This window comes from Joostella sp. CR20 (genome assembly GCF_038433465.1).
GTDB lineage: Bacteria > Bacteroidota > Bacteroidia > Flavobacteriales > Flavobacteriaceae > Galbibacter.
The window spans coordinates 81,638-106,623 of record NZ_JAESVF010000007.1 but is presented as its reverse complement, the minus strand read 5'-3'; the positions used below and the strand labels follow the sequence as shown (position 1 = coordinate 106,623).

Here is a 24,986-nt window from a genome sequence, read left to right as displayed (position 1 = left end):
ATTAAACATTTATGCACTTGCTAAGGAATCCACTTAATATCTTTAAAATTTGGTTTTCTTTTCTCTAAAAACGCATTTCTACCTTCTTTGGCTTCTTCTGTCATATAAGCCAAACGAGTAGCTTCCCCTGCAAATACTTGTTGTCCAACCATTCCATCATCAGTCAAGTTCATAGCAAACTTCAACATTTTAATAGATGTTGGCGATTTTTCTAATATTTCTTGTGCCCATTGATAGGCAGTTGCTTCTAATTCATCATGAGGAATTACAGCATTTACCATTCCCATTTCGTAGGCTTCTTGAGCAGAGTAATTTCTTCCTAAGAAAAATATCTCTCTAGCTTTTTTCTGACCTACCATTTTTGCTAAATAAGCCGACCCATATCCGCCGTCAAAACTTGTAACATCGGCATCGGTTTGCTTAAAAATAGCGTGTTCTTTACTGGCCAACGTCATATCACAAACAACATGTAAACTGTGTCCGCCACCTACTGCCCAACCTGGAACAACTGCAATAACCACTTTTGGCATAAAACGAATAAGGCGTTGCACTTCCAAAATATTAAGTCGGTGCATTCCGTCGTCTCCAACATACCCTTGATGTCCTCTTGCCTTTTGGTCTCCACCACTACAAAACGAGTACACGCCGTCTTTAGTTGAAGGTCCTTCAGCAGAAAGTAAAACTACCCCGATGCTTGTATCTTCTTGCGCATCGTAAAATGCTTGATACAGTTCGCTTGTAGTTTTTGGTCTGAAAGCGTTTCTAACATTCGGACGATTAAAAGCAATACGCGCTACACCATTTGCTTTTTTATAGGTTATATCTTCAAACTCCTTAGCAGTTTTCCACTGTGGTTCGCTCATGTTTATTTGTATTTTTTTCAAAAGTAAAAGATATACTTTTGAATATTAAATATTTTCAAGATTTTTTAAAGGTTTAATTCCTCAACTTCTTTTGCTGAAAGGAATTAAAAAGTGTGTTGCTGAATTATTTTAAGGTGATTATTCAGCAGAAAAAACAAAACTAGTCAACCAAGGTAATTCCGTCTTCTTTAATGAGTATTTGCTTGTCTTTATACAAAGAACCTATTGCTTTTTTGAAGCTTTTCTTACTCATTCCTAATATCGCTTTTACATCTTCTGGAGCACTTTTGTCGTGCAATCCTAAGAAACCTCCGTTTCGTTTAATCGCATCGAGCACTTTTTGAGAAGAAGGCTCAATATTTTTGTAGCCAATAGGTTGTAAACTAACGTCTATTTTGTGGTCTGGACGAATCTTTTTGATATATCCTTTAAGGTTTTGTCCCAGTTTTAAATCGGCATAAATCTCATCGTTATACACCAATCCTTTATGTAATTCGTTTATAATAACTTCCACTCCAAGTTCTGTAAAACGAGACACAATAAGCGATACTTCTTCGTACAATTCAACCGATAAACTTTCGTTGCTTAGGTATTGATTGGTTTTACTCGAAGCCACCATTCGGTTAGATTCATCGTCTAGAAAAGCATACACCAAATAACGTTTTCCTTCTTCCATTGGGCGTGCTTGCTCTTTGTATGGCGCAAACAAATGTTTTTCAAGTCCCCAATCTAAAAAGGCTCCAATACGGTTTACTTCTACCACTTTAAGCAACGCAAATTTATTACGTGTAATTTTCGGGATTAATGTAGTTGCAATTGGGCGTTCTTCGTGGTCAAGGTAACAAAATACCGCCAAGGTATCTCCAATTTCGTATTCTTGAGGTACGTACTTGTTAGGCAATAAAATATCATTTCCTTCTTCATCTCCCAAAAACAAACCTACAGAGGTTTCTCTTAATATTTCCAATGTATTGTATTCTCCTATTTGTATCATCTAAACCTTATTGTTTTATCTTTTGCAAAGGACGTTATTTAATCTGAATTTTTTAAATATTTCCGAAGGATTCCATAAAATTAGAAACAAAAAAAAGGCATTAAAAAATGCCTTTTCAATATCTATCAAAAGTACAGATTAATATGCTGACTCTTTTTTGAAGTGTTTTACTAATAAATAATACACTACAGCTCTGTATTTATTACGGTTTGATCTTCCGTATTTTTCGATTACTGAATCAATAGCACCATCCAAATCGTCTGAAGCAGAAAGACCTAATTTTTTAATCAAGAAGTTGTTTTTAATGGTTTCCAATTCTTTCTCGTCAGAACCAGATACCATAGAAGCATCTGCGTTGTAAACTGCTGGTCCTAATCCAACAACTACTTTTGTTAGCAAATCTGTATCTGCAGTAACACCACATTTTTCTTTTAAATCTGTGGCATATTTTTCTACTAATTCGTCTCTTTTACTCATAATTATTTTTTATTATTTTATTAAGTCGACTTAAAATTATTAATTTTTACTTAGAAAACTAAAATAATTGAGTAAAATTTCATCATTAATTTTTCGTGGCGTAAATATTTCTAACAATGAAGGGCGCTTGCTACTTTTGTAAAAGTTTGGTAAAGCTTGTTCTAAAGCTTCTTCTGAGTTTACCGATTGATATTGAATTCCATAAGTTTCACACAAACCTTTTGCATTGAGCTCGTGTGTGGTTTCGAAATAAGTATCAAATTTATCAGAATCTTTATCGCCAGGAAGGATTCTGAAGATACCTCCTCCTCCATTATTTATAACAATTATTCTAAACTGATGATTGATGTAATTGTTCCAAAGTGCATTCGAATCGTAAAAGAAACTCAAATCTCCAGTAATAAAAAGTACTGGTCTGTTTGCTACTACGGATGCTCCAACTGCAGTACTTGTACTTCCGTCAATACCACTAGTACCGCGATTACAAAATACATGTAAAGATTCGTTTAACTGAAACAATTGCGCATACCGAATGGTCGAACTATTACTTAATTGCAACTGATAATTCTCTGGAATTGTTTTTAAAATACGCTCGTACACTTTAAAGTCGGAAAACGGAATTTGCACCACATATTCTTTATGTGCATTACTTCTTCTAGCTTTAATAGCCAACCAACTTGGTTGATATTCGTTTTGTTGCGGAACAACACTTTCAGTAAAAACTTTAAGAAATGTATTTGGTGTTGTTTTAAAATGCTTGTTTAAGCAATAGTATGTGTCATACGCTTTCTTTGTGTCGATATGCCAATGATTTGCTGGCTGATACTTTCTTAAAAATGCTTTTATTTTTTTGGAAACTACCATCCCTCCCAAAGTTAACAACACTTCTGGTTGCAATGCTTTAAAATGAGTATCGGCATCTTCTAGCTTTTCTAGCGGAGCTATAATTTTATCGATGTTCGGGAAGAAATTTGAATGATTCAAATTTGAGGTTGTTTCGGTAAATACCACAACCGATTCGTCGTTTGCTAAAATTTCCAACAAAGCAGAATCAATGCTATTGGGTGCTAAAACTCCAACTAAAATCATTTTTCGCTTTGCGTTATTCCAAATATCAATATAATGTTTGAGCGTTTCTGTAGTATAATTTTCTTCAACTGGATTAAAAGCTATATCTTTTGGCTTTACAAACTGCTCTTCCACTTTTTGATACAGTGGCTCTTCAAACGGAATATTAATATGTACTGGTCCGCTTTGCTCAAAAGCTGTGTTTAAGGCCGTATTAATTTCCTTTTCGTTATATGTTTGTATACCATTTTGAAGCTGAATTGGGTCTAAAATTTTATCCAGTTTAGGTTTGTTTTTTCCATCACCTAAAACCTTTACATCCTCTCCACGTATATCTTGTTTTAAATTTGCTGAATACAAAATATGGCGCTCATACACATGGTCTTGACGGATGGTTTGTCCGTCGCCAATATCAATTCTATAAGAAGGTCTATCTGCCGAAAGCACCACCAACGGAATATCGCTGTAAAAAGCTTCTGAAATTGCAGGATAATAATTTAGCAAAGCAGACCCCGAAGAACAAACCAAAGCCACAGGCTTTTTAATTTGTTGCGCTATTCCTAATGCAAAAAAAGCAGCGCTTCGTTCGTCTACAACACTGTAGGTTTTAAAAAAAGAATCTTCAGTAAAACTTATGGTTAAAGGTGCATTTCTACTCCCTGGAGAAATTACAATATGTTCAATTCCTTTGGCTTTACACAATGCAGAAACTGTTTGTGCTAACGGAATGTTAGAATACTTCATCAAAATAAAAAACTAATGATTTCTATCTACAAAAGTACTCAAATTATACCACTTATAAATTGATATTACTGTAAAAGAAAATTGATAATTCATTCTTTTAAACAAAGGTGAAAATCAAAGTAAGCGTTTAATTCAACTTCAATACACTATAAATTATTAATACTTTCATTTTTGTCTTGACACAAAAACGAAACAAACCTGCCTGCGGTAGGCAGGAAAGTCAAGACTGATTAAAAAAGCATAAGAAAATCTACGGAAACACCCACCACAGCTAAAAAGAACTCGCTTCGCTCAAACAGCTTTTTAGCTTCTACCACTGCTGCTTCCTTGATTTTTACTACTTTTTTAATAGGTCAGACTATTATTCAAACAAATAAAAACAAGAAACTATTTTATAAAACCATCTTATTTTGCAAGTACATTTAGCATGGTTTGGGTTTTGTTTTCGGTTTCCTCCCACTCCGATTTAGCATCAGAATCTTTGGTGATTCCACCACCTACATACAACAGGAGTTTCTCTTCCACATATTCCATACAACGTAAATTCACATACAATTCAGTATGAGTTTTATCGGCATTAAGTTCTCCTAAAAAGCCAGTGTAAAACCTTCTAGGATAACCTTCATTTTTTAAAATAAAAGCCTTTGCATCTTGCATTGGTAACCCACAAACAGCGGGAGTTGGATGCAGTCGGTAAATAAAATCTTTCACCGTAGTATCGCCAAGCGTTCCATTAATTACAGTTCTTAAATGTAGTAATGTCCCTGCCTTAATCGTTTCAACTTCCGAAACTTGCAAATTGGTTGTAATCGGCTTTAAATTATTTACAATCGACTCTGTAACCAAACGTTGCTCCTCTTGTTCCTTAGCTCCCCACAACACATCTATGGTGTTTTTATACGGCTGAGTTCCCGCAAGCGCCATGGTTTGAAATGCATTTCCGTTTAAAGTGAGTAAAGTTTCTGGAGTTGCACCCATCCAAAACCCTACTTTAGGATGATACCACGCGTAGCAAAAAGCTGTAGGATATGTTTTTACGAGTTTTTTAAAAACCGAAATAAAGTCGAATGTAGCAACTTGTACTTCCTTAGTTCTAGAAATAACAATTTTTTTTATTGCTGAAGTGTTTATCTCATTGATTGTTTTTTCGACTAAAGAAATATGATTTTTTTCTGCTGAAGTTGCTTCAATATTTTCTATTTCTTGAACGTCATCAGCTGAAAAACCTACTGAACATGACACTTTTTTCGATTCAGAAAACGGAATCATTACCGCCACTTCATCAGCATCAAAAGGTGCAAAAACAAATCCGCTTTCAGTATAAGTTTCCGCAGTAAACAACACATCGCTAGATTGCAATAAACCACTTATTTCATTACTGTTTGGTTTGTTATAAATTACAAACGGAAGCGAATTCTCAAACTGCGTAGAAACAACTTCAAAAAAAGATGTTGGTGTTACCTCCATGAATTTAATTCGATTTTGGTAAGGCAATTGTTGTAAGCTTACAAATAGAAATCAAACGACTTTCTTCATCCGTAATTTTAATCTCCCAAAGTTGTGTTGTTCTTCCTTTGTGCAAAAAAGTAGCTTTTGCAAAAACCCATCCTTCTTTGATACTTTTTACATGATTTGCCGAAATTTCAATTCCGCGGATAAAAAACTCATCAGTATTTAAAAAAATATAAGAAGCCGCACTCCCAACACTTTCCGCCAATGCCACCATCGCTCCGCCGTGAAGTACTCCGTCTGGTTGATGCACGCGTGGCGTAACAGGCATTTTGGCAATTAGATAATCTTCTCCAATTTCTGTATATTCGATTTCAAGAGTTTCCATAAGCGTATTTTTGCAACGCTCACGGATAATCGACAATATTGTTTCTTTATCAGGATTCATATGTCTACTTTTGGATTGTAAAAATACAACAACCGCAATGAATATTCCGACTCTAGAAAACGAAATTGTAAAACTTATGCCTTTGTCGCTTGAGAATTTCAAGAATTTATATGCCATTGCATCCGAAAAAGATTTGGTACAATACTCGCCTTCAAATATTTCTACCCTACAAACGCTTACACAGTATGTAAAAACGGCTTTAGCAAATGCCGAAAATAATACTGCCATTCCTTTTATAATTTACGACAAAAGGAAAAACAGCTACGCAGGTTCTACACGATACATGAACATCGATTGGTACAACAAAGTGCTACATATTGGGTCTACTTGGATTGGTCGAGATTTTCACGGAACTGGTTTAAATACAGCCATGAAGCACCTTATGTTGGACTATGCTTTTTTTAAAATGAATTTTGAAAAAGTAGAGTTTAGAATAGACGAGCGTAACTTTCGTTCGCGAAAAGCAGTTGAAAAACTAGGCGCCAAGTTTGAAGGACTTTTACGCAGAAATGTATATTTGCTCGACGGTTATAAAAGAAACACTTGTTGCTACGGAATTTTAAAAGAAGAATGGATGTTGTTCAAAAAAAATAGCTAATCCTCTTTTTGCTATAACTCCAATGCTGTTTCTTTGCAATGATGATGAAAGAAACTGCCATACAAAATACCCTAAAAGAATATTTTGGGTACGACTCGTTTAGACCACTTCAAAAAGAAATAATAGACACGCTTTTAAAAGGCGACGATTGTATCGTGATTATGCCTACTGGAGGTGGAAAATCTATTTGTTACCAATTACCAGCACTGTTACTCGACGGATTAACCATTGTAATCTCGCCACTTATTGCTTTAATGAAGGACCAAGTAGATGGGCTAAATGTAAATGGTATTTCGGCTTCTTTCTTAAATAGCAGTCAATCTACAGAAGAACAAGAAGCTATTTTTAAAGTCATCGAAAGTAGCGAAATCAAACTTTTATACGTAGCTCCAGAAAGTTTATCGTACTTAGAAAACATTTTCAACACAACTAAAATCAGTTTAATTGCAGTCGATGAGGCACATTGTATTTCATCATGGGGACACGATTTTAGACCTGCTTACACACAATTAGGTTTCTTAAAAAACAGATTTCCAAACACGCCTTTAATTGCCTTAACTGCTACCGCCGATAAAGCTACAAGAGAAGATATTGCTACGCAGTTAAATATTCCGAACGCGCAAAAGTTTGTAGCTTCCTTCGACCGAAAAAATCTAAGTTTAGAAGTTCGTCCTGGTACCGATAGAATAAAACAAATTGTTCAGTTTTTAAACAGTCGACCTACCGAAAGTGGTATTGTTTATTGTTTAAGCCGAAAAACAACCGAAAATTTATCAGAAAAACTCCAACAAGCGGGCTTTCAAGCAGAAGCCTACCACGCAGGATTAAACCACGACAAACGCTCTAAAGTTCAAGAAGATTTTATCAACGATAAAACTCAAATTGTTTGCGCTACCGTTGCTTTTGGAATGGGAATCGACAAATCGAATGTACGTTGGGTTATTCATTACAATTTACCTAAAAACATAGAAGGTTATTACCAAGAAATTGGTCGTGCTGGTCGAGACGGACTCCCATCTGCTACCCTACTTTTTCATAGTTATGCCGATGTGGTGCAACTACAAAAGTTTGCCGAAGGCAGTGGTAATAGCGAAGTACAGATGGCAAAACTGGAGCGCATGAAACAATATGCCGATGCACTTTCTTGCAGAAGAAAAATATTACTTAGTTATTTTGGTGAATACATCGAGAAAGATTGTGGTAATTGCGATGTTTGTAAAAATCCACCTCAATTTTTTGATGGCTCAATAATCACCCAAAAAGCGCTGTCGTGTATTGCGCGCTTAAAAGAAAAAGAAAACATCAGTCTTGTAATTGATGTTTTGAGAGGTTCGCACAACCAACACGTTATCGAAAACGGATACCAACACATAAAAACCTATGGCGTTGGTAGCGATATTTCTTGGAGAGATTGGCAACATTACATTATCCAAATGGTTAATCTTGGAGTTTTAGAAATTGCTTTTCACGAAAAAAATGCACTAAAACTAACTCCGCAGGCACATGAAGTACTTTTCAATTCGAAAAAGGTTGCACTTACAAAACCTCAGACTACAATTATTTCTGCTGAAAAAACAACGAAAAAACAAGCAAAATCAAAAGACAGTTTGTTTGAACGTCTACGCCAATTACGTTTACAAATTGCCAATGAAGAAGACATTCCTGCTTATTTAATTTTTAACGACGCTACACTGAAAGAAATTGAAGCAGAACGCCCGCTTACCGACGACGACTTTATGCGTATAAACGGGGTTGGTAGAAGAAAGATGGAAACCTACGGCTATCAATTCATCAAAGAAATTATTGCTTTTAATAAACAGAAAGACGAAAAACGCGGACGCAAAAAAGGTAAAACATACCTCGAAACTTTTCAGCTGTATCAAGATGGATTATCAATTGAAGAAATTGCACAAAAAAGAAAATTAAGCACCACAACCATTTACTCGCATTTGGCAAAACTTTACGAAGAAGGAAAAGCCATAGACCTAATGAAGTTTGTTACTAAAACCGATTTAGAAGCAGTAAAAAAAGCCAAAGAAACTTTAAACGATCCAGATCAATTAAAAGTCTATTTTGAACATTTTGAAGAAGCTATAGACTACTGGACCATTCGTTTATGTCTTACACTTTTAAAAGATGAGGCGAATTAACTTGTGTTAAAGTTATTCTAAATTCAAATCTAAGAAGCAACCTCTCTACGTATCTATCATCATATAATTGCAATGAAATGATATGACTGAAATCATATTTTAGTTTTTCATCTCCATTTAATATTGCACATTAAAAACTTATAGTTATGGATACACAATTTATTTTGATACAAATAGGAAAAATTGCCGCTGTAATCGGGATGGCCGTTTGGCTTGTTAAAGAAATTGGAGTTTTTATACTGAAAAAAGGCAGTTAAGCTTTCAGTTTAAAACTCTACAAGAAAGTAATTTCTTACAATAATTTAATATATTGGATTTAACAACTTCCGGTTTTAGATAATTTAGTTTTGCATCCGATTAAAAAAATCAATAAGCAATGAATGAAATATTAATTACAGTTGGCCTATACGCAGCAGCTTTAGGCATTATACTTTGGTTTTTCTTAGAGATCTTTAAAAAAATTTCAAAACAGTAAAACATAAAAAAACCCGAAACTTTTGTTTCGGGTTTTTTTATGCTATAATTTAAAACGAATTACTTCACTTCTTCAAAATCAACATCTTGAACATCATCGCCTTCTTTTGCATCCCCAGCATTTGCTTGAGCGTCTGCTCCAGGAGCACCGTTTTGTTGTGCTTCAGCTTGTGCTTTGTACATTTCTTCAGAAGCAACTTTCCAAGCCTCGTTAATTTTATCTAAAGCTGGTTGAATGGTTTCAACATCTTTAGTTTCGTAAGCTTTTTTCAATTCTTCTAAAGCAGCTTCGATAGGCTGTTTTTTATCAGCAGAAAGTTTATCACCAAACTCTTTTAACTGTTTTTCAGTTTGGAAAATCATTCCATCTGCTTCATTTAACTTATCTACTTTTTCTTTAGCCTTTTTATCAGCATCAGCATTTGCTTCAGCTTCTTTTTTCATTTTCTCGATTTCTTCTTCTGTTAATCCTGAAGAAGCTTCGATACGAATGTTTTGCTCTTTGTTTGTTCCTTTATCTTTTGCAGAAACGTTGATAATTCCGTTCGCATCAATATCAAAAGTTACTTCAATTTGCGGTACCCCTCGTTGCGCTGGTGGAATTCCGTCAAGGTGAAAACGTCCGATAGTTTTGTTATCGGCAGCCATTGGGCGCTCTCCTTGTAATACGTGAATTTCTACAGATGGCTGATTGTCGGCAGCCGTAGAGAACACTTGCGATTTTTTAGAAGGAATTGTTGTGTTTGCCTCGATTAACTTGGTCATTACACCTCCCATTGTTTCGATACCTAATGAAAGTGGCGTTACATCTAAAAGTAATACGTCTTTTACATCTCCTGTTAACACCCCTCCTTGAATAGCAGCTCCAACAGCAACTACCTCGTCTGGGTTAACTCCTTTAGAAGGTTTTTTCCCGAAGAATTTCTCTACAGCTTCTTGTACTGCAGGAATTCTGGTAGAACCACCTACTAAGATAATTTCGTCGATATCGCTTTTTGATAATCCAGCGCTTTTTAAAGCAGACTCACAAGGCTTGATTGTGCGCTCTACTAAATCGGCAATTAATTGCTCGAACTTAGCTTTGCTTAATGTTTTTACCAAGTGTTTTGGTCCGCTAGCTGTAGCTGTAATATATGGTAAATTGATTTCTGTTTGATTTGCAGAAGACAATTCGATTTTAGCTTTCTCAGCAGCTTCTTTTAAACGTTGAAGTGCAATAGAATCTTTTCTAAGATCCATGTTTTCTTCCGCTTGGAACTCATCTGCTAACCAATCGATGATTTTTTCATCAACATCATCTCCTCCTAAGTGTGTATCTCCATCAGTAGAAAGTACTTCAAAAACACCATCTCCTAATTCTAAAATAGAAACGTCGTGTGTACCACCACCAAAGTCAAATACAACAATTTTTTGGTCGTCTCCTTTTTTATCCATTCCGTAAGCTAAAGCAGCGGCAGTAGGCTCGTTGATAATTCTTTCAACTTTTAAACCTGCAATCTCACCAGCTTCTTTTGTTGCTTGACGTTGAGAATCGTTAAAGTAAGCTGGTACTGTAATAACTGCTTGCCTTACGTCTTGTCCTAAATAATCTTCAGCAGTTTTCTTCATTTTTTGAAGAATCATTGCTGATAATTCTTGAGGTGTATATAAACGTCCGTCAATATCAACACGTGGAGTGTCGTTATCTCCTTTTACTACATTATAAGGTACTCTATCTGCTTCTTTTTGAGATTCAGAAAATTTATTCCCCATAAAACGTTTAATAGAATATATAGTTTTATTAGGGTTTGTAACTGCTTGACGCTTTGCAGGGTCTCCTACTTTTATTTCTCCGCCTTCAACAAAAGCAATTACAGAAGGGGTTGTTCTTTTTCCTTCAGCATTAGGTATTACCACTGGTTCGTTTCCTTCCATTACGGAAACACAAGAGTTGGTTGTACCTAAGTCTATTCCAATAATTTTACTCATGTTTATGTTTTTATAGTGTTTGAAATTCTATTTTCGATTCGTGTTGTAAAAGTCAATCATTATGCCACGACATTAAAAATGACAAAGTGTCATGTAAATAAAATTCCTTCTTCATCTTAACAAATTCTAACAACTGATTAATAAGTCCTTAACATCTTTAGCGACTGTAAAACCGTATATTAAAGTATAATCAAAACAAAAAAAGACATGAAAAATTTAATTTTATTAACCACTATTATTTTGACAACTTCAATCGGGTTTGCACAAAACAAAAACGTATTGGAAGAAACTGTTACCAAAACTACTAAGGTAAAAACCAACTTAGGAGAAGAAGAAGTAAAAGAGCAAGTACAAGTAACACAAGAGCAAGATGTGCGTCTTGATGTTGCAGACAGAAATGAATTAAACCAAGACAGAGCTCAAACACCTGTAAAGGTTACAAAACAAGAAACAATGGTAGAAAGTTCTGGGAATATTGTTATTGATAAAAAAACACAATTTGTGTGTAATGACACGCATTGCGATTTTTTACCAAGCGACAACGGGTTTGTTATAAATTCTGAAAATCAAAACTTAAATGCTACAATTTACCAATCTACAAACAATAAATACATTGTAGAAACTAAAAATGGTAAAGGCGTTGGATATTTTGATGCCAATCAAAACTTTGTGGTAGAAATTGCTAACCCCGACAATAACACTGTTGTAAAACGAATTTACAAACAACAGTAATAACCAACATCTTTAAAAAACAAAAAGGGATTCGATATCGAATCCCTTTTCTATTTAAAAAAGAATACAATCTTATCCATCTGGGTGCATAAAACGTTGTTTTGCTAACAACTCGTCTTCCCCTTCTACATGGTCGTCGTCTGGAACACAACAGTCAACCGGACAAACAGCAGCACATTGAGGCTCTTCATGAAAACCTTTACACTCCGTACATTTATCTGGAACGATGTAATAAATTTCATCGCTAATTGGGTCTTGTGCATCTTCGGCATTTACAGCCTTTCCATCTGGTAATACAACATCTCCATTTAACGAGGTTCCATCGCTATATCTCCAATCGTCTGCTCCTTCATATATTGCGGTATTTGGGCATTCTGGTTCACAAGCCCCGCAATTTATACATTCATCAGTTATAATAATCGCCATAATTCTACTTTTTCATATTTTAAACAATCGGCAAATTCAATAGTTTTTTAAGTCGATTTTTAAAAGTTATCCTTTCATAAAAAATAAAATTTATTCAGAATAAAAGTACGCCTCGGTTCTATTGTGTAAATTTGCAATGTCAAAAATAAAGACAAACAAAATCTTAACCAAATATAATGAGTGACATTCACAACAGAATTAATGCTTTTGTTAAACTTGGTGCCTTTATGGCGCAATTTTCAACCAACGAAACTCCTGTTTTTGAAGCCAATAGCAAAGAGGCCGATTTATACGATGGTTTTAAACACCAAATAAAACTAGCAGAAGAACACAATTCGTGGTTTACCAAGCAAAATATACAGTTTGCACTGCAAAACTGGGCTGAAGCTTTAACCGAAAGTAACTTGAAAAAGTGGTTAAGTGCTTACCTTATGGAAGATGTTACACCAAAAAACATCGCCATTATTATGGCTGGAAATATTCCTTTGGTTGGCTTTCACGATTTTTTGTCGGTTTTAATTTCTGGTCATCGTGTTACTGTTAAACAATCGTCAAACGACAAGCACTTGCTCCCCTTTTTAGCTAAATATCTAGAATTTGTTGCTCCTTCGTTTAAAGACAAAATTGTTTTTACTGAAGAAAAATTAGAAAACTTCGATGCTGTAATTGCCACTGGAAGCGACAATACCGCTCGCTATTTTGAATATTACTTTGGAAGCAAACCCAACATCATCAGAAAAAACAGAAATTCGGTCGCTGTACTTACTGGCAACGAAACCCAAGAGCAACTTACAGCGCTCGGGAAAGACATTTTTACGTATTACGGACTCGGTTGTCGCAGTGTGTCAAAACTGTTTGTTCCAGAAGATTATAATTTTGACACTTTCTTTAAGGCTATTTTTGAGTATGGCGATATTATTCATCAAAATAAATATGCCAACAATTACGATTACAACAAAGCCGTGTATTTAATGAGTTTGTTTGATTTGCTAGAAAACGGATTTTTAATGCTGAAGGAAGACGAAAATTACGCCTCGCCTATCGCTACAGTTTTCTACGAAAAATACAAGTCCACAACAGCTTTAAAAGAAAAATTAAAACAAGACGAAGATAAGATTCAATGTGTGGTTGCTGACAATTTTATGGAAAACGAAATTGCCTTTGGACAAACTCAACATCCTGCGCTTTGGGATTATGCCGATGGTGTAGATACTATTCAGTTTCTTCTAAAAGTTTAAACTACTTTTCATCTGAAGCTTATTTTTCATTTTAACTGAAGCTTATAACATTCAGCAATAAATCTATTTAATCTATAGGTTAAACTATTAATATTCTAGAAGTTAGTTCACCAAAATAGAAACATCAGTATATGAAGTGTTTAATAAATTAACAACTCATATCGCAACTATCTAACAACTCTCTAATTTTTGTTAACAATCCAACAAAATTATTATACTTTTTATAACGGTATTTCTATTATAAATTAGCAAATTTGTAGAGAATAAACACAACTAACTATTTGTATGAAATAAGCCTAAAAATTAATTTGAAAACGCAATCAATATACATTTAGGTAAATTTCATCTGAACAAATACGTATAAAAAATAACAGATGAAAAAGCATAATTTTAGTGCAGGACCTTGCATTTTACCACAAGAGGTCTTTAAAAAAGCTTCAGAAGCTATTCTCAATTTTAATGGGTTAGACTTATCGCTTATCGAAATTTCTCACCGTAGCAAAGATTTTATCGCCGTAATGGACCAAGCGCAAGCATTGGCATTAGAGCATTTAGGATTGCAAGACAAAGGTTACAAAGCTTTGTTTCTTCAAGGTGGTGCGAGCACACAGTTTTTAAATGTAGCTTATAATTTACTAAACAAAAAAGCTGCGTATTTAAACACTGGTACTTGGTCTAGCAAAGCCATTAAGGAGGCTAAACTTTTTGGTGAAGTGGTTGAAGTAGCGTCTTCAAAAGATGCAAACTTTAATTACATTCCAAAAAATTACAGCATCCCGTCGGATATTGATTATTTCCACTGCACTTCCAACAATACCATCTTCGGAACTCAAATAAAAGAATTTCCAGAAGTTGATGCGCCTTTGGTTTGCGATATGAGTTCGGATATTTTTTCAAGAGTTTTAGACTTTTCAAAATTCGATATCATTTATGCGGGAGCTCAAAAAAATATGGGACCAGCTGGTACAACCCTTGTTGTTGTTAAAGAAGATGTATTAGGGAAAGTTGACAGAGTCATTCCTTCTATGCTCGATTACCGTGTGCATGCCGATAAAGAGAGTATGTTTAACACGCCTCCTGTTTTTGCTGTGTATGTATCGATGCTTACATTACAATGGTTAAAAGACCTTGGTGGTGTTGCTGAAATTGAAAAACGTAACAACGCTAAAGCTGAACTTTTATATACTGAAATTGATAGAAATCCTTTATTTGAAGGTTTTGCTGCAAAAGAAGATCGTTCGCCTATGAATGCTACCTTTAACTTGGTAGATGAAACGCACAAAGAAACTTTTGACACCCTTGCAAAAGAAGCAGGACTAAATGGCATAAACGGACACAGAAGTGTTGGCGGATATAGAGCTTCAATGTACAACGCAATGCCAATTGAAAGCGTACAAGCGTTAGTAGATGTTATGCAAGCCCTCGAACAAAAAGCTTAAAAATATAAAAAAGTACCACTTTGAATTATACCGATAATTCAAAATCAAAAAACAATAAAACAAATGAAAGTATTAGCAAACGATGGAATATCTCAAAGCGGAATTGATGCTTTAAAAAGTAAAGGATTTGAGATTATCACCACAAAAGTAGCACAAGAACAACTCGAAAATTATATCAACCAAAACAACATCGACGCGCTTTTAGTACGTAGCGCAACAAAGGTTCGTAAAGATCTTATCGATGCTTGTCCATCGTTAAAACTTATTGGTCGTGGTGGTGTTGGTATGGATAATATCGACGTGGCGTATGCTAAAGAAAAAGGGTTACACGTAATTAACACCCCTGCCGCTTCTTCTGCATCTGTTGCAGAACTTGTTTTTGCTCATTTATACGGAGGTGTTCGTTTTTTATACGATGCCAACAGAAATATGCCTTTGGAAGGTGAAAGCAAATTTGGACAACTTAAAAAAGCATATGCTGGCGGAATTGAATTAAGAGGTAAAACACTTGGTATTATCGGAATCGGGAGAATCGGACAAGAGACAGCAAAAATTGCTTTAGGTGTAGGAATGAAAGTAGTTGCTTTCGATCCTTTTATTGAAAATATCACTATTCCACTTGAGTTTTTCGACGGACAAAAAGTAGATTTCAATATCAAAACAGTTTCAAAAGAAGAAGTTTTAAAGCAAGCTGACTTTTTAACCTTACACGTTCCTGCACAGAAAGAGTACGTTTTAGGGAAAAAAGAATTTGAAATACTTAAAGATGGTGTAGGAATTGTAAACGCTGCTCGTGGCGGTGTTATAGATGAAGTTGCATTAATCGATGCGCTAGATAGTAACAAAGTTGCATTTGCTGGTATCGACGTTTTTGAAAACGAACCAACACCTGCTATCAAAGTTTTAATGCATCCAAAAATTTCACTTACACCGCATATTGGAGCTGCTACTGCAGAAGCACAAGACCGAATTGGAGTTGAATTGGCAAACCAAATTGAAAGTCTGCTTAAATAGGTTATACATCGATGTTTTCTGTATTAAATAGAAAATAATCTAAACAAATTAATATTTTAGAAAAGTCCTTCCAAATCGAAGGACTTTTTTTGTATCTTGTAAGAAATTATAACCTTTATAAAAAAATAGCAAATGTCAGGATTAGCATCATTATTAGATAGCGACGTAGGTCGTCAGATAATTGGCGGAATTAGTAGCCAAGCAGGAACTTCAGAAGATCAAACTTCTAACTTATTAAATATGGCTTTGCCACTTTTAACCGGTGCAATGAAAAAAAATGCCTCTTCTCCAGATGGAGCTGCAGGACTTTTAAATGCAATTAACAGCAAGCACGACGGAAGTATTTTAGATAATTTAGGTGGCTTCTTTGGTGGCGGTGTAGACGATACTGCTATTAATGACGGTGCTGGAATTTTAGGACATGTTTTGGGTGGAAACCAATCGAATATCGAAAATGCATTAAGTAGTAAAACTGGTATCGACGCAGGAACTGTAAGTCAGATTTTAAAAATTGCTGCGCCACTAGTTTTAGGATATCTAGGAAAACAAACTAAAGAAAACAACATTAGCGGTTCGAACGATATGAGTAGCCTTTTAGGAAGTATGCTTGGTGGGCAATCGCAAGAAAACCAAAGCTTAATCACTTCTTTAATCGATACAGATGGAGACGGAAGTGTTTTAGATGATGTTGCCGATATGGTAATTGGATCAAGTAAGAAAAAAGGTGGTCTTGGAGGTTTGTTAGGAAGCTTCTTTAACAGCTAAAAAACATTCAACATATCATTATTAAAAGTTAAAGTCAGGTTTTTCGCCTGACTTTTTTATATCTTTAATACAAACAACCTTCTAAAATTCATGAAATATTTAGCAACTTTCTTTCTTCTTTTTATACTGATGGCATGTGGTACCACAAACACTTCAGATGCTTCTTATACTGATGATGAAATATCAGACTTAAATATTTCAGCAGAAGAAAAACAGGCATTTGACAATAAAGGAACACAAGACACCGTTCGAATTGCAGATGAAGAAACTGAGTACGAAATAATTATTATCGATCCAGGTTTTTACAGTTGGTTAAATAGTATTGCGCAACCCGAAGGTTATTACTCTCAAGAATTTTTAGAAAGTCGAAACAATATCTATGTTATAAATTGGAATCAACGTGTGCTGAATCCGCAACGTTACAATCCAAACTTATACGAAATGCAAATTGACTATAGTCCGAAAATCGATTATGGATATGAAGTAAATTACAAACTCTACAATTACTTTTTGTATTTTCAGCGGAAATACAACCAACGTTTAGGTCCTTTTTACCCCAGAATAAATTAATTTTAAGCACAACATTTATGGAAAACAAAGATTATATCAGAGTATTTACAGGAAGTTACATTCAAGCAACACTTATTAAAAGTCGGTTTGAAGAAGCAAATATATCTCCAGTAATTAAAAACGACACAGAGTCGGGACGACTAGCTGGATTTGGTCCAACAGTTGTAGATCAGGTTCAAGTATTTGTTCATCAAGACGAGCATGCAACTGCGCTAGAAATACTAGACACAATTAAAGATGAAATCAATTGATTTTATTTGAAAATATGATTGTCCGTAATCTGTTATAGTGTACCGTCAGCCTCGAGCGTAGTCGAGAGGTTATTTGGCTTAACAGCTTTAAATAGGGTCTCGAATACGCCTGTCTTCCGACAAAGGCAGGCTCACCTAACATTTTAATGTTATGGATATTCAAATTTAAAAATATAAAAATGAGGTCTGAAAAGTTTAAAATTCGTCAAACTGAGCTCGACTCAGTTTCTCATCACATTTGTGAGCTACTGAAATAAATTCAGCAAAACGTTTTTCAGACTTTTCAGACCTCAATTAATTTAGTTTCTAGTGTTGTTGAGTTATAAGATATAATCCGTACTCACAAAGTTAGAAGCTTTACTTCCCAATAAATCGTTTAAAATTCTATTGTTATACTCGTTGTCTTTTGAAGCGACAAAAGTTCTAATTGAAAACGAACGCAAAGCATCGTGCACACTTAAAGTCCCTACCGCTGAATCTTTGCGCCCAGTGAATGGATACACATCTGGCCCACGCTGACAAGAACTGTTTAAATTAACTCGACAAACTAAGTTTACAAGCGTATCGATAAGCGGTGCCAAAGTGCGAATATTAGACCCAAACAAACTTACTTGTTGTCCGTAATTAGAATCTGCAACATCATTTAACGGCTCGTCTATATCTTTAAAAGGTACAATTGGAACAACAGGCCCAAACTGCTCCTCATTAAACACGCGCATTTGTTTATTTACAGGATAAAGCATTGCTGGAAAAATATAATTATCGGTAATTTCTCCTCCTTTTTCATTAATAACAGTTGCCCCAAAAGATTTAGCATCTTCAATCAATTCTTGAATATAATTTGGCTTTTCTGGCTCTGGAAGCGGAGTTAATTTTACATCTTCTTCCCAAGGGTTTCCAAACTTTAAAGCATCTACTCTAGTAGCAAATCGTTTGTTAAATTCTTCTACAATATCCTCATGTACATACACTAATTTTAAAGCGGTACAACGCTGCCCGTTAAACGACAATGTTCCTGCGATACATTCGTTTATTGCCAAATCTAAATCGGCATCTGGCATAACAATAGCTGGATTTTTTGCTTCCAAACCTAATACGAGTCGCAATCTGTTTTTGTACGGATGTTGGTCTTGCAACGCAACTGCCGACTTACTATTTCCGATAAGCGCCAACACATCTACTCTCCCCGATTTCATAATTGGAGCAGCCACTTCTCTTCCACGTCCGTAAACAATATTTACCACTCCCTTCGGAAACGAATTTTTAAACGCTTCCAACAAAGGAGTTATTAGTAAAACTCCGTGTTTTGCAGGCTTAAAAATAGCCGTATTCCCCATAATAAGCGCTGGAATAAGCAATGCAAAAGTTTCGTTTAACGGATAATTATAAGGTCCTAAACACAACACAATTCCTAACGGTCCTCTGCGGATATGCGCATAAATCCCGTCACGTTTTTGAAAGTTAGCCGAATCTCTATCGAGTTGTTTATAATCTTCAATTGTATCATAAATGTATTCAACAGTTCGGTCAAATTCCTTTTCAGAATCTGGAAGGTTTTTACCAATTTCCCACATCAAAAGTTTTACTACTTCATCGCGTTTGGTTTCCATTTGCTTTACAAACTTCTCCATACACGCCACACGGTCGGCTACTTTCATAGTTGGCCAAAGTCCTTTTCCTTTATCAAAAGCTTTTGCAGCAGCTTCAAGCGCTTCATCTGCTTCGGGTTCGCTCATATACGGAATTGTTCCTAACAGCGTTGGTTTATAATCTTCCGTAGAAGAAATAGAAGAATATACTTCGGTGGTTTTACCTGTCCATGGTTTTAGCTGTCCGCCAACTAAAAATTTATCTTGATGTACAAGTTCTGTAATTTGGTATTTCTCGGGTATTTTATTAAAAGTGTTGGTTTCCATAAATATTTTTTTGATTATCGTTAACCTCCATATTCTTTTTTCATTTAAAAGACAACTATTTGGAGTTATTCGTTTTGCTTCGGAATAGAAAAACCCGAAACAAGTTCAGGTTTTATTACTTTCCTCGAATGATATAAAATTCGTAATTCTTCTATTAAAATGCAACAATTTACATGTGCAACTACTTAAAATAACAATAATTTTAAACTAGGTATTGAAACAAATCGGGTTTATTGTTTAAGTATTCTCCAAAGAAATTTTTAGCTTTCATTCGGTCTATCAATGGTTCTAAATCGTCTTCATTTTTCAATTCAATCCCAACTACTGCAGGCGCATTTTCTTTTGCATTCTTTTTGGTATACTGAAAATGAGTAATATCGTCGGTAGGGCCTAATATTTCAGCAACAAACTCTTTTAAAGCACCAGCACGTTGCGGAAAACGAATGATAAAATAATGCTTTAAATTGGCATACAATAAAGCTCGCTCCTTAATTTCTGCAGTTCGTGTAATATCGTTATTACTACCGCTCACAACACAAACTACATTTTTCCCTTTTATTTGCTCTTTATATTGCTCGAGTGCAGACAAGGTTAAGGCTCCAGCTGGCTCCACAACAATCGCATCTTTATTGTATAAATCGAGTATTTCTTGACAAACTTTTCCTTCAGGAACAGTAACCATCTCGTCTAATAATTGTTGGCAAATTGCAAAAGTTTTATCTCCCACACGTTGCACTGCTGCTCCATCTACAAACTTGTCAATTTCTTTCAGTTCGGTATTTTCTTTCTTTTCCAAAGAAGTTTTCATCGAAGGCGCTCCCATAGGTTCCACACCAATAATTTTGGTTTGCGGAGAAAGTACATTAAAAACACTTGCCAAACCAGACGATAAGCCACCGCCGCCAACAGGCACAAACACATAATCGATTGTTTTTTTGGTTTGCTCCAGCACTTCAAGTCCAACAGTAGCCTGCCCTTCAATAACTTTTTCATCATCAAAAGGATGCACAAAAGTTTTACCAACACGCGTACATTCTGCCATGGCAGCTTTGTAAGCATCGTCAAAAGTGTCGCCCTCTAAAACAATATCAATAAATTCTTCTCCAAACATTTGCACCTGCTCAATTTTTTGCTGAGGTGTTGGCGCTGGCATATAAATAGTTCCTTTAATTTTTAAAGCCTTACACGAAAAAGCTACTCCTTGCGAATGATTCCCTGCAGAAGCACACACAATTCCTTTTGCTCTTTCCTCAGAAGTAAGCGAACTAATTTTATTGTAAGCTCCTCTAATTTTGTACGAACGTACAATTTGTAAATCTTCTCTTTTTAAAAGAATATTGGCATCAAAAGCCTTCGAATAACGAAGATTTTTCATTAAAGGAGTAACTGCCGCCACCCCATTGAGGGTAGCAGCAGCATTTCTTACATTTTCTAATGTAGGTATGAATATTGATTTTGTTTGCATAAAATTTGTCTCCACCGTAAACCTCTTTAAAATGTAAAGAGACTGTAAAAGTGGTTTTAATTATGCCCTATCTCTCCTCCATTTTGAAGAAGTTGGAAGGGACGTTAAACTATCTTTTTCATTGCTGTCATTGAAGAACGCAACCAAGCTCCTACTTCTTCTACAGGATGATTTCGGATTTGTGCATTTACCTCAATCAATTCTTTATTATCAACAGCATTTGAAGTTGCAAAAGGCTTCCCAATAATATTAGTATCTACCTTTTTCATAAAATCAGTTAAAAGTGGTTTACACGCATGGTCGAATAAATAACATCCGTACTCTGCAGTATCCGAAATAACTCGATTCATTTCAAATAATTTCTTTCTAGCAATGGTGTTTGCAATAAGTGGCGTTTCGTGTAACGATTCATAATAAGCCGATTCTTCAATGATACCAGCTTCTGTCATTGTTTCAAAAGCCAATTCTACACCCGACTTTACAAAAGCAACCATCAAAACAGCATTGTCAAAATACTCTTGTTCTGAAATTGCAACATCTCCCGCTGGTGTTTTTTCAAAAGCTGTTTCTCCTGTAGCAGCTCTCCAAGTCAATAAATTTTTATCGTCGTTTGCCCAATCTTCCATCATGGTTTTCGAGAAATGACCGCTCATAATATCATCCATATGCTTTTGGAAAAGCGGACGCATAATTTCTTTTAATTCTTCTGAAATTTTAAACGCTTCAATTTTTGCAGGATTCGACAAACGATCCATCATGTTGGTAATTCCACCGTGCTTTAAAGCCTCTGTAATGGTTTCCCATCCGTATTGAATAAGTTTTGAAGCATAACCAGCGTCAATTCCTTTTTCTACCATTTTATCAAATGAAAGAATCGAACCTGTTTGCAACAATCCACATAAAATGGTTTGCTCTCCCATTAAATCCGATTTTACTTCAGCTACAAAAGAAGAACGCAACACTCCAGCTTTATGTCCTCCAGTAGCAGCAGCATAAGCCTTCGCTTGCTCTAAACCTTTTCCTTCTGGGTCGTTTTCAGGGTGTACAGCAATTAATGTTGGTACCCCAAATCCTCTTTTATATTCTTCTCTAACTTCCGAACCAGGACATTTTGGCGCAACCATAATTACGGTAATATCTTCGCGCACTTTCATTCCTTCTTCAACAATATTAAATCCGTGAGAATACGATAAAGTAGCACCTTTTTTCATTAACGGCATAATCGTACTCACTACGTTGGTATGTTGTTTATCTGGTGTTAAGTTACAAACCAAATCGGCCGTAGGAATCAACTCTTCATAAGTTCCAACAGTAAATCCGTTTTCAGAAGCATTTACATACGATTGTCTTTTTTCTTTAATAGCGCCCTCTCTAAGTGCATACGAAACATCTAACCCAGAATCTCTCATGTTAAGTCCTTGGTTAAGTCCTTGCGCTCCACAACCTACAATTACTACTTTTTTACCTTTTAGCTTCTCTACACCATCACTAAACTCAGAGATATCCATAAATTCACAAACTCCCAATTGCTCCAATTGCTGTCTTAGTGAAAGTGTATTAAAATAATTTGCCATTTTTTCTATTTGTTATTTTTAGTTGATTAATTAAAGTTGAAATTCTTTTAAAAGATTTGAAATTTGCATTTCTGATTTTGATACTGAAATTCTTCCTGAACGAACAAATTGCATAATTCCGTAAGGTTTTAATTGCTCGTACATATTTTCAATTTCTTCACGTCTTCCCGATTTTGAAATCACAAAAAACTGAGGCGAAACCGTTACAATATCTGAATGATTTTCTTTGATGATATTTTGAATTTGACGCTCGTCAAACAATAAATTTGAAGCAATTTTAAAAAGTGCATTTTCTAAAAATATCGTTTCATCATCGGTGTGATAATACGCTTTTATTACTTCTATTTGCTTTTCAATTTGCCCAACAATTTTACGTGTCCACTCTTCTGTAGTGTGTACCACAATTGTAAATTTAGACACATTGTCGATTTCTGATTTTGAAACATTTAGACTTTCAATATTGATATGTCTTTTCAAAAATATTCCAGAAATTCGGTTTAATAAACCTACGTTGTTTTCAGAATAAACCGATATAGTAAATGTTTTATTTTCTTCCATTATTATCTTGTTACTAGCATTTTACTGCTGACTGAACATTTGTTTCAATCAAAATAAAGTTGCTAATTTTTAACTCAAACGAATATCTGAAACCGAAGCTCCTGTAGGAATCATCGGGAATACATTATCTTCTTTTTCCACGCAAACTTCTAAGAAATACGCATCTGGTGAAGCAATCATTTCATGTACTGCAGCTTCCAAATCTTCTCTTTTGGTTACTTTTTTAGCTTGGATATGATACCCTTCAGCAATAGCAACAAAATTTGGATTTGTCATTTCTGTAGAAGCATATCGTTTATCAAAAAATAATTGTTGCCACTGGCGTACCATTCCTAAAAACTCATTGTTAAGCACCACTATTTTTACAGGGACTTGCGATTGGAAAATAGTTCCCAATTCTTGAATTGTCATTTGGTAACCTCCATCTCCAACAACAGCAACAACTTCACGGTCTGGCGCTCCCATTTTAGCTCCAATAGCCGCTGGAAGTGCAAACCCCATAGTTCCTAAACCCCCAGAAGTAATGTTACTTTTGGTGGTGTTGAATTTAGCATAACGACACGCAATCATTTGATGCTGACCTACATCGGAAACAATAACAGCTTCGCGGTTGGATGCAATATTAATTTGCTCGATAACCTCTCCCATCGTTAAACCTTCTTTCTCTGGGTGAATGTCGTTCTTAATTACTTTATCAAACTCTATCTGGTATTTTGCTTTAAACTCGTTGTGCCAAGCTTCGTGTTTGTTTTCATTTACAAGCGGTAATAACTGCTGTAACGACTCTTTCACATCACCTAAAACAGGAACATCGGCATGAACATTTTTGTTAATTTCGGCAGGGTCAATTTCAAAATGCAACACTTTAGCTTGTTTTGCATAGGTCGATAAATCGCCCGTTACACGGTCGTCAAAACGCATTCCTAGTGCAATTAACACATCACACTCGTTAGTAAGTAAATTAGGCGCATAATTTCCGTGCATTCCTACCATCCCAACATTTAAAGGATGCGTTGAAGGCAATGCCGAAGCTCCTAAAATAGTCCAAGCGGCAGGTATTCCTGCTTTTTCTACAAACGCTTTTAATTCGGCTTCTGCTTTTCCTAAAATAATACCTTGTCCCCAAACAATCATTGGTTTTTTGGCATTGTTTATCAGTTTTGCAGCTTCTTCTATTTTTGAAGTTTCTACGGTTGGTTTTGCTGTATAACTACGGATGGCAGTACATTTTTGATATTCAAAATCAAACTCTTCGAACTGCGCATTTTTAGTAATATCAATCAATACAGGTCCAGGACGACCAGATTTGGCAATATAAAAAGCTTTTGCCATAATTTCTGGTATTTCTGAAGCCTCCGTAATTTGATAATTCCACTTGGTAACAGGTGTAGAAATTCCTACGATATCTGTTTCTTGGAAGGCATCAGAACCTAAAAGATGACGTGCTACTTGCCCGGTGATACAAACCATTGGTGTCGAATCGATTTGCGCATCGGCAATTCCGGTAATTAAATTGGTAGCTCCTGGTCCCGAAGTAGCCATTGCGACCCCTACTTTTCCAGAAACTCGTGCATACCCTTGCGCAGCATGCGTAGCACCTTGCTCATGTCTTGTTAATACATGATGAAGTTCGTCTCTAAACTTGTACAACTCATCATAAATTGGCATAATTGCACCGCCTGGATATCCATAAACAGTATCAATGCCTTCGGCTAACAAACAGTGAATTACTGCTTCAGCTCCCGAAATTCTAATTGTAGTTCCGGTTTTACTTTCCTCTTTTTTCAATGTTTTTACTTCCATAA

The 24,986-nt window shown here is 35.4% G+C and carries 22 protein-coding genes; 9 read left to right on the top strand and 13 right to left on the bottom strand.

The annotated features are described in order from the left end of the window. Nucleotides 1-20: 20 nt before the first annotated feature. The 6 genes from JMA43_RS10455 to JMA43_RS10430 all read right to left on the bottom strand — a co-directional run bounded on the left by JMA43_RS10455 (nucleotide 21) and on the right by JMA43_RS10430 (nucleotide 6,043). Nucleotides 21-863: a 1,4-dihydroxy-2-naphthoyl-CoA synthase gene (locus JMA43_RS10455; RefSeq protein WP_342156515.1), complete on the bottom strand. Its 843-nt coding sequence runs from the start codon at nucleotides 861-863 to the stop codon at nucleotides 21-23. A 160-nt stretch (nucleotides 864-1,023) separates the two neighbouring features. Next, on the bottom strand, nucleotides 1,024-1,857 hold the full coding sequence (locus JMA43_RS10450) for a CvfB family protein (protein ID WP_342156513.1): 834 nt from the start codon (nucleotides 1,855-1,857) through the stop codon (nucleotides 1,024-1,026). Nucleotides 1,858-1,995: 138 nt separating this feature from the next. Then, entirely contained in the window at nucleotides 1,996-2,334 is a 339-nt protein-coding gene (locus JMA43_RS10445; RefSeq protein WP_342156511.1) for a DUF2853 family protein, read from the bottom strand. A 39-nt stretch (nucleotides 2,335-2,373) separates the two neighbouring features. Next, nucleotides 2,374-4,146: a 2-succinyl-5-enolpyruvyl-6-hydroxy-3-cyclohexene-1-carboxylate synthase gene (gene menD, locus JMA43_RS10440; protein ID WP_342156509.1), complete on the bottom strand. Its 1,773-nt coding sequence runs from the start codon at nucleotides 4,144-4,146 to the stop codon at nucleotides 2,374-2,376. Between the two features lie 405 nt (nucleotides 4,147-4,551). Then, the gene (locus JMA43_RS10435) at nucleotides 4,552-5,613 is read right to left on the bottom strand and encodes an isochorismate synthase (protein ID WP_342156507.1); all 1,062 of its coding nucleotides are present in this window, start codon (nucleotides 5,611-5,613) and stop codon (nucleotides 4,552-4,554) included. 4 nt (nucleotides 5,614-5,617) lie between these two features. Continuing rightward, entirely contained in the window at nucleotides 5,618-6,043 is a 426-nt protein-coding gene (locus JMA43_RS10430) for a PaaI family thioesterase (protein WP_342156505.1), read from the bottom strand. Nucleotides 6,044-6,080: 37 nt separating this feature from the next. Between JMA43_RS10430 and JMA43_RS10425 the strand changes: the two genes are divergently transcribed. Both JMA43_RS10425 and recQ read left to right on the top strand, forming a co-directional pair. Next, nucleotides 6,081-6,641, top strand: coding sequence for a GNAT family N-acetyltransferase (locus JMA43_RS10425; protein ID WP_342156503.1), 561 nt, complete (start codon nucleotides 6,081-6,083; stop codon nucleotides 6,639-6,641). 44 nt (nucleotides 6,642-6,685) lie between these two features. Beyond that, entirely contained in the window at nucleotides 6,686-8,791 is a 2,106-nt protein-coding gene (gene recQ, locus JMA43_RS10420; protein WP_446719404.1) for a DNA helicase RecQ, read from the top strand. 534 nt (nucleotides 8,792-9,325) lie between these two features. Here the strand turns inward: recQ and dnaK are convergent. Further along, entirely contained in the window at nucleotides 9,326-11,233 is a 1,908-nt protein-coding gene (dnaK, locus tag JMA43_RS10415) for a molecular chaperone DnaK (protein ID WP_342156501.1), read from the bottom strand. A 207-nt stretch (nucleotides 11,234-11,440) separates the two neighbouring features. On the opposite strand from dnaK, the gene JMA43_RS10410 reads away from it, so the two are divergent. Then, nucleotides 11,441-11,965 carry a hypothetical protein gene (locus JMA43_RS10410; RefSeq protein WP_342156499.1) on the top strand — a complete coding sequence of 175 codons (525 nt, stop codon included), beginning with the start codon at nucleotides 11,441-11,443 and terminating at the stop codon, nucleotides 11,963-11,965. 72 nt (nucleotides 11,966-12,037) lie between these two features. Here the strand turns inward: JMA43_RS10410 and JMA43_RS10405 are convergent, their stop codons facing one another. Beyond that, nucleotides 12,038-12,391, bottom strand: coding sequence for a 4Fe-4S dicluster domain-containing protein (locus JMA43_RS10405; RefSeq protein ID WP_342156497.1), 354 nt, complete (start codon nucleotides 12,389-12,391; stop codon nucleotides 12,038-12,040). A gap of 176 nt (nucleotides 12,392-12,567) precedes the next feature. Here JMA43_RS10405 and JMA43_RS10400 point away from each other — a divergent pair, with 176 nt between their 5' ends. The 6 genes from JMA43_RS10400 (at nucleotide 12,568) to JMA43_RS10375 (ending at nucleotide 17,668) form a co-directional block, all read left to right on the top strand. Then, the gene (locus JMA43_RS10400; protein WP_342156495.1) at nucleotides 12,568-13,629 is read left to right on the top strand and encodes an acyl-CoA reductase; all 1,062 of its coding nucleotides are present in this window, start codon (nucleotides 12,568-12,570) and stop codon (nucleotides 13,627-13,629) included. Nucleotides 13,630-14,003: 374 nt separating this feature from the next. Further along, the gene (gene serC, locus JMA43_RS10395) at nucleotides 14,004-15,068 is read left to right on the top strand and encodes a 3-phosphoserine/phosphohydroxythreonine transaminase (RefSeq protein WP_342156493.1); all 1,065 of its coding nucleotides are present in this window, start codon (nucleotides 14,004-14,006) and stop codon (nucleotides 15,066-15,068) included. Nucleotides 15,069-15,131: 63 nt separating this feature from the next. Further along, a complete protein-coding gene (locus JMA43_RS10390) occupies nucleotides 15,132-16,082 on the top strand; it encodes a D-2-hydroxyacid dehydrogenase (protein ID WP_342156491.1) in 951 nt (316 codons plus the stop codon). Between the two features lie 132 nt (nucleotides 16,083-16,214). Continuing rightward, nucleotides 16,215-16,847, top strand: coding sequence for a DUF937 domain-containing protein (locus JMA43_RS10385; RefSeq protein ID WP_342156490.1), 633 nt, complete (start codon nucleotides 16,215-16,217; stop codon nucleotides 16,845-16,847). A 90-nt stretch (nucleotides 16,848-16,937) separates the two neighbouring features. Next, on the top strand, nucleotides 16,938-17,417 hold the full coding sequence (locus JMA43_RS10380) for a DUF6146 family protein (protein ID WP_342156488.1): 480 nt from the start codon (nucleotides 16,938-16,940) through the stop codon (nucleotides 17,415-17,417). Nucleotides 17,418-17,434: 17 nt separating this feature from the next. Then, the gene (locus tag JMA43_RS10375) at nucleotides 17,435-17,668 is read left to right on the top strand and encodes a putative signal transducing protein (protein ID WP_342156487.1); all 234 of its coding nucleotides are present in this window, start codon (nucleotides 17,435-17,437) and stop codon (nucleotides 17,666-17,668) included. Between the two features lie 320 nt (nucleotides 17,669-17,988). Here the strand turns inward: JMA43_RS10375 and JMA43_RS10370 are convergent, their stop codons facing one another. The 5 genes from JMA43_RS10370 to ilvB form a co-directional block, all read right to left on the bottom strand. Continuing rightward, nucleotides 17,989-19,584 carry an NADP-dependent glyceraldehyde-3-phosphate dehydrogenase gene (locus JMA43_RS10370; RefSeq protein ID WP_342156486.1) on the bottom strand — a complete coding sequence of 532 codons (1,596 nt, stop codon included), beginning with the start codon at nucleotides 19,582-19,584 and terminating at the stop codon, nucleotides 17,989-17,991. 202 nt (nucleotides 19,585-19,786) lie between these two features. Beyond that, nucleotides 19,787-21,049 carry a threonine ammonia-lyase IlvA gene (ilvA, locus tag JMA43_RS10365; protein WP_342156485.1) on the bottom strand — a complete coding sequence of 421 codons (1,263 nt, stop codon included), beginning with the start codon at nucleotides 21,047-21,049 and terminating at the stop codon, nucleotides 19,787-19,789. Nucleotides 21,050-21,153: 104 nt separating this feature from the next. Beyond that, entirely contained in the window at nucleotides 21,154-22,623 is a 1,470-nt protein-coding gene (ilvC, locus tag JMA43_RS10360; RefSeq protein ID WP_342156483.1) for a ketol-acid reductoisomerase, read from the bottom strand. Nucleotides 22,624-22,653: 30 nt separating this feature from the next. Then, complete coding sequence (gene ilvN, locus JMA43_RS10355) at nucleotides 22,654-23,181, bottom strand: acetolactate synthase small subunit (RefSeq protein WP_342156482.1); 528 nt, start codon at nucleotides 23,179-23,181, stop codon at nucleotides 22,654-22,656. 69 nt (nucleotides 23,182-23,250) lie between these two features. Next, a complete protein-coding gene (ilvB, locus tag JMA43_RS10350) occupies nucleotides 23,251-24,984 on the bottom strand; it encodes a biosynthetic-type acetolactate synthase large subunit (RefSeq protein ID WP_342156480.1) in 1,734 nt (577 codons plus the stop codon). Between the last annotated feature and the right edge of the window lie 2 nt (nucleotides 24,985-24,986).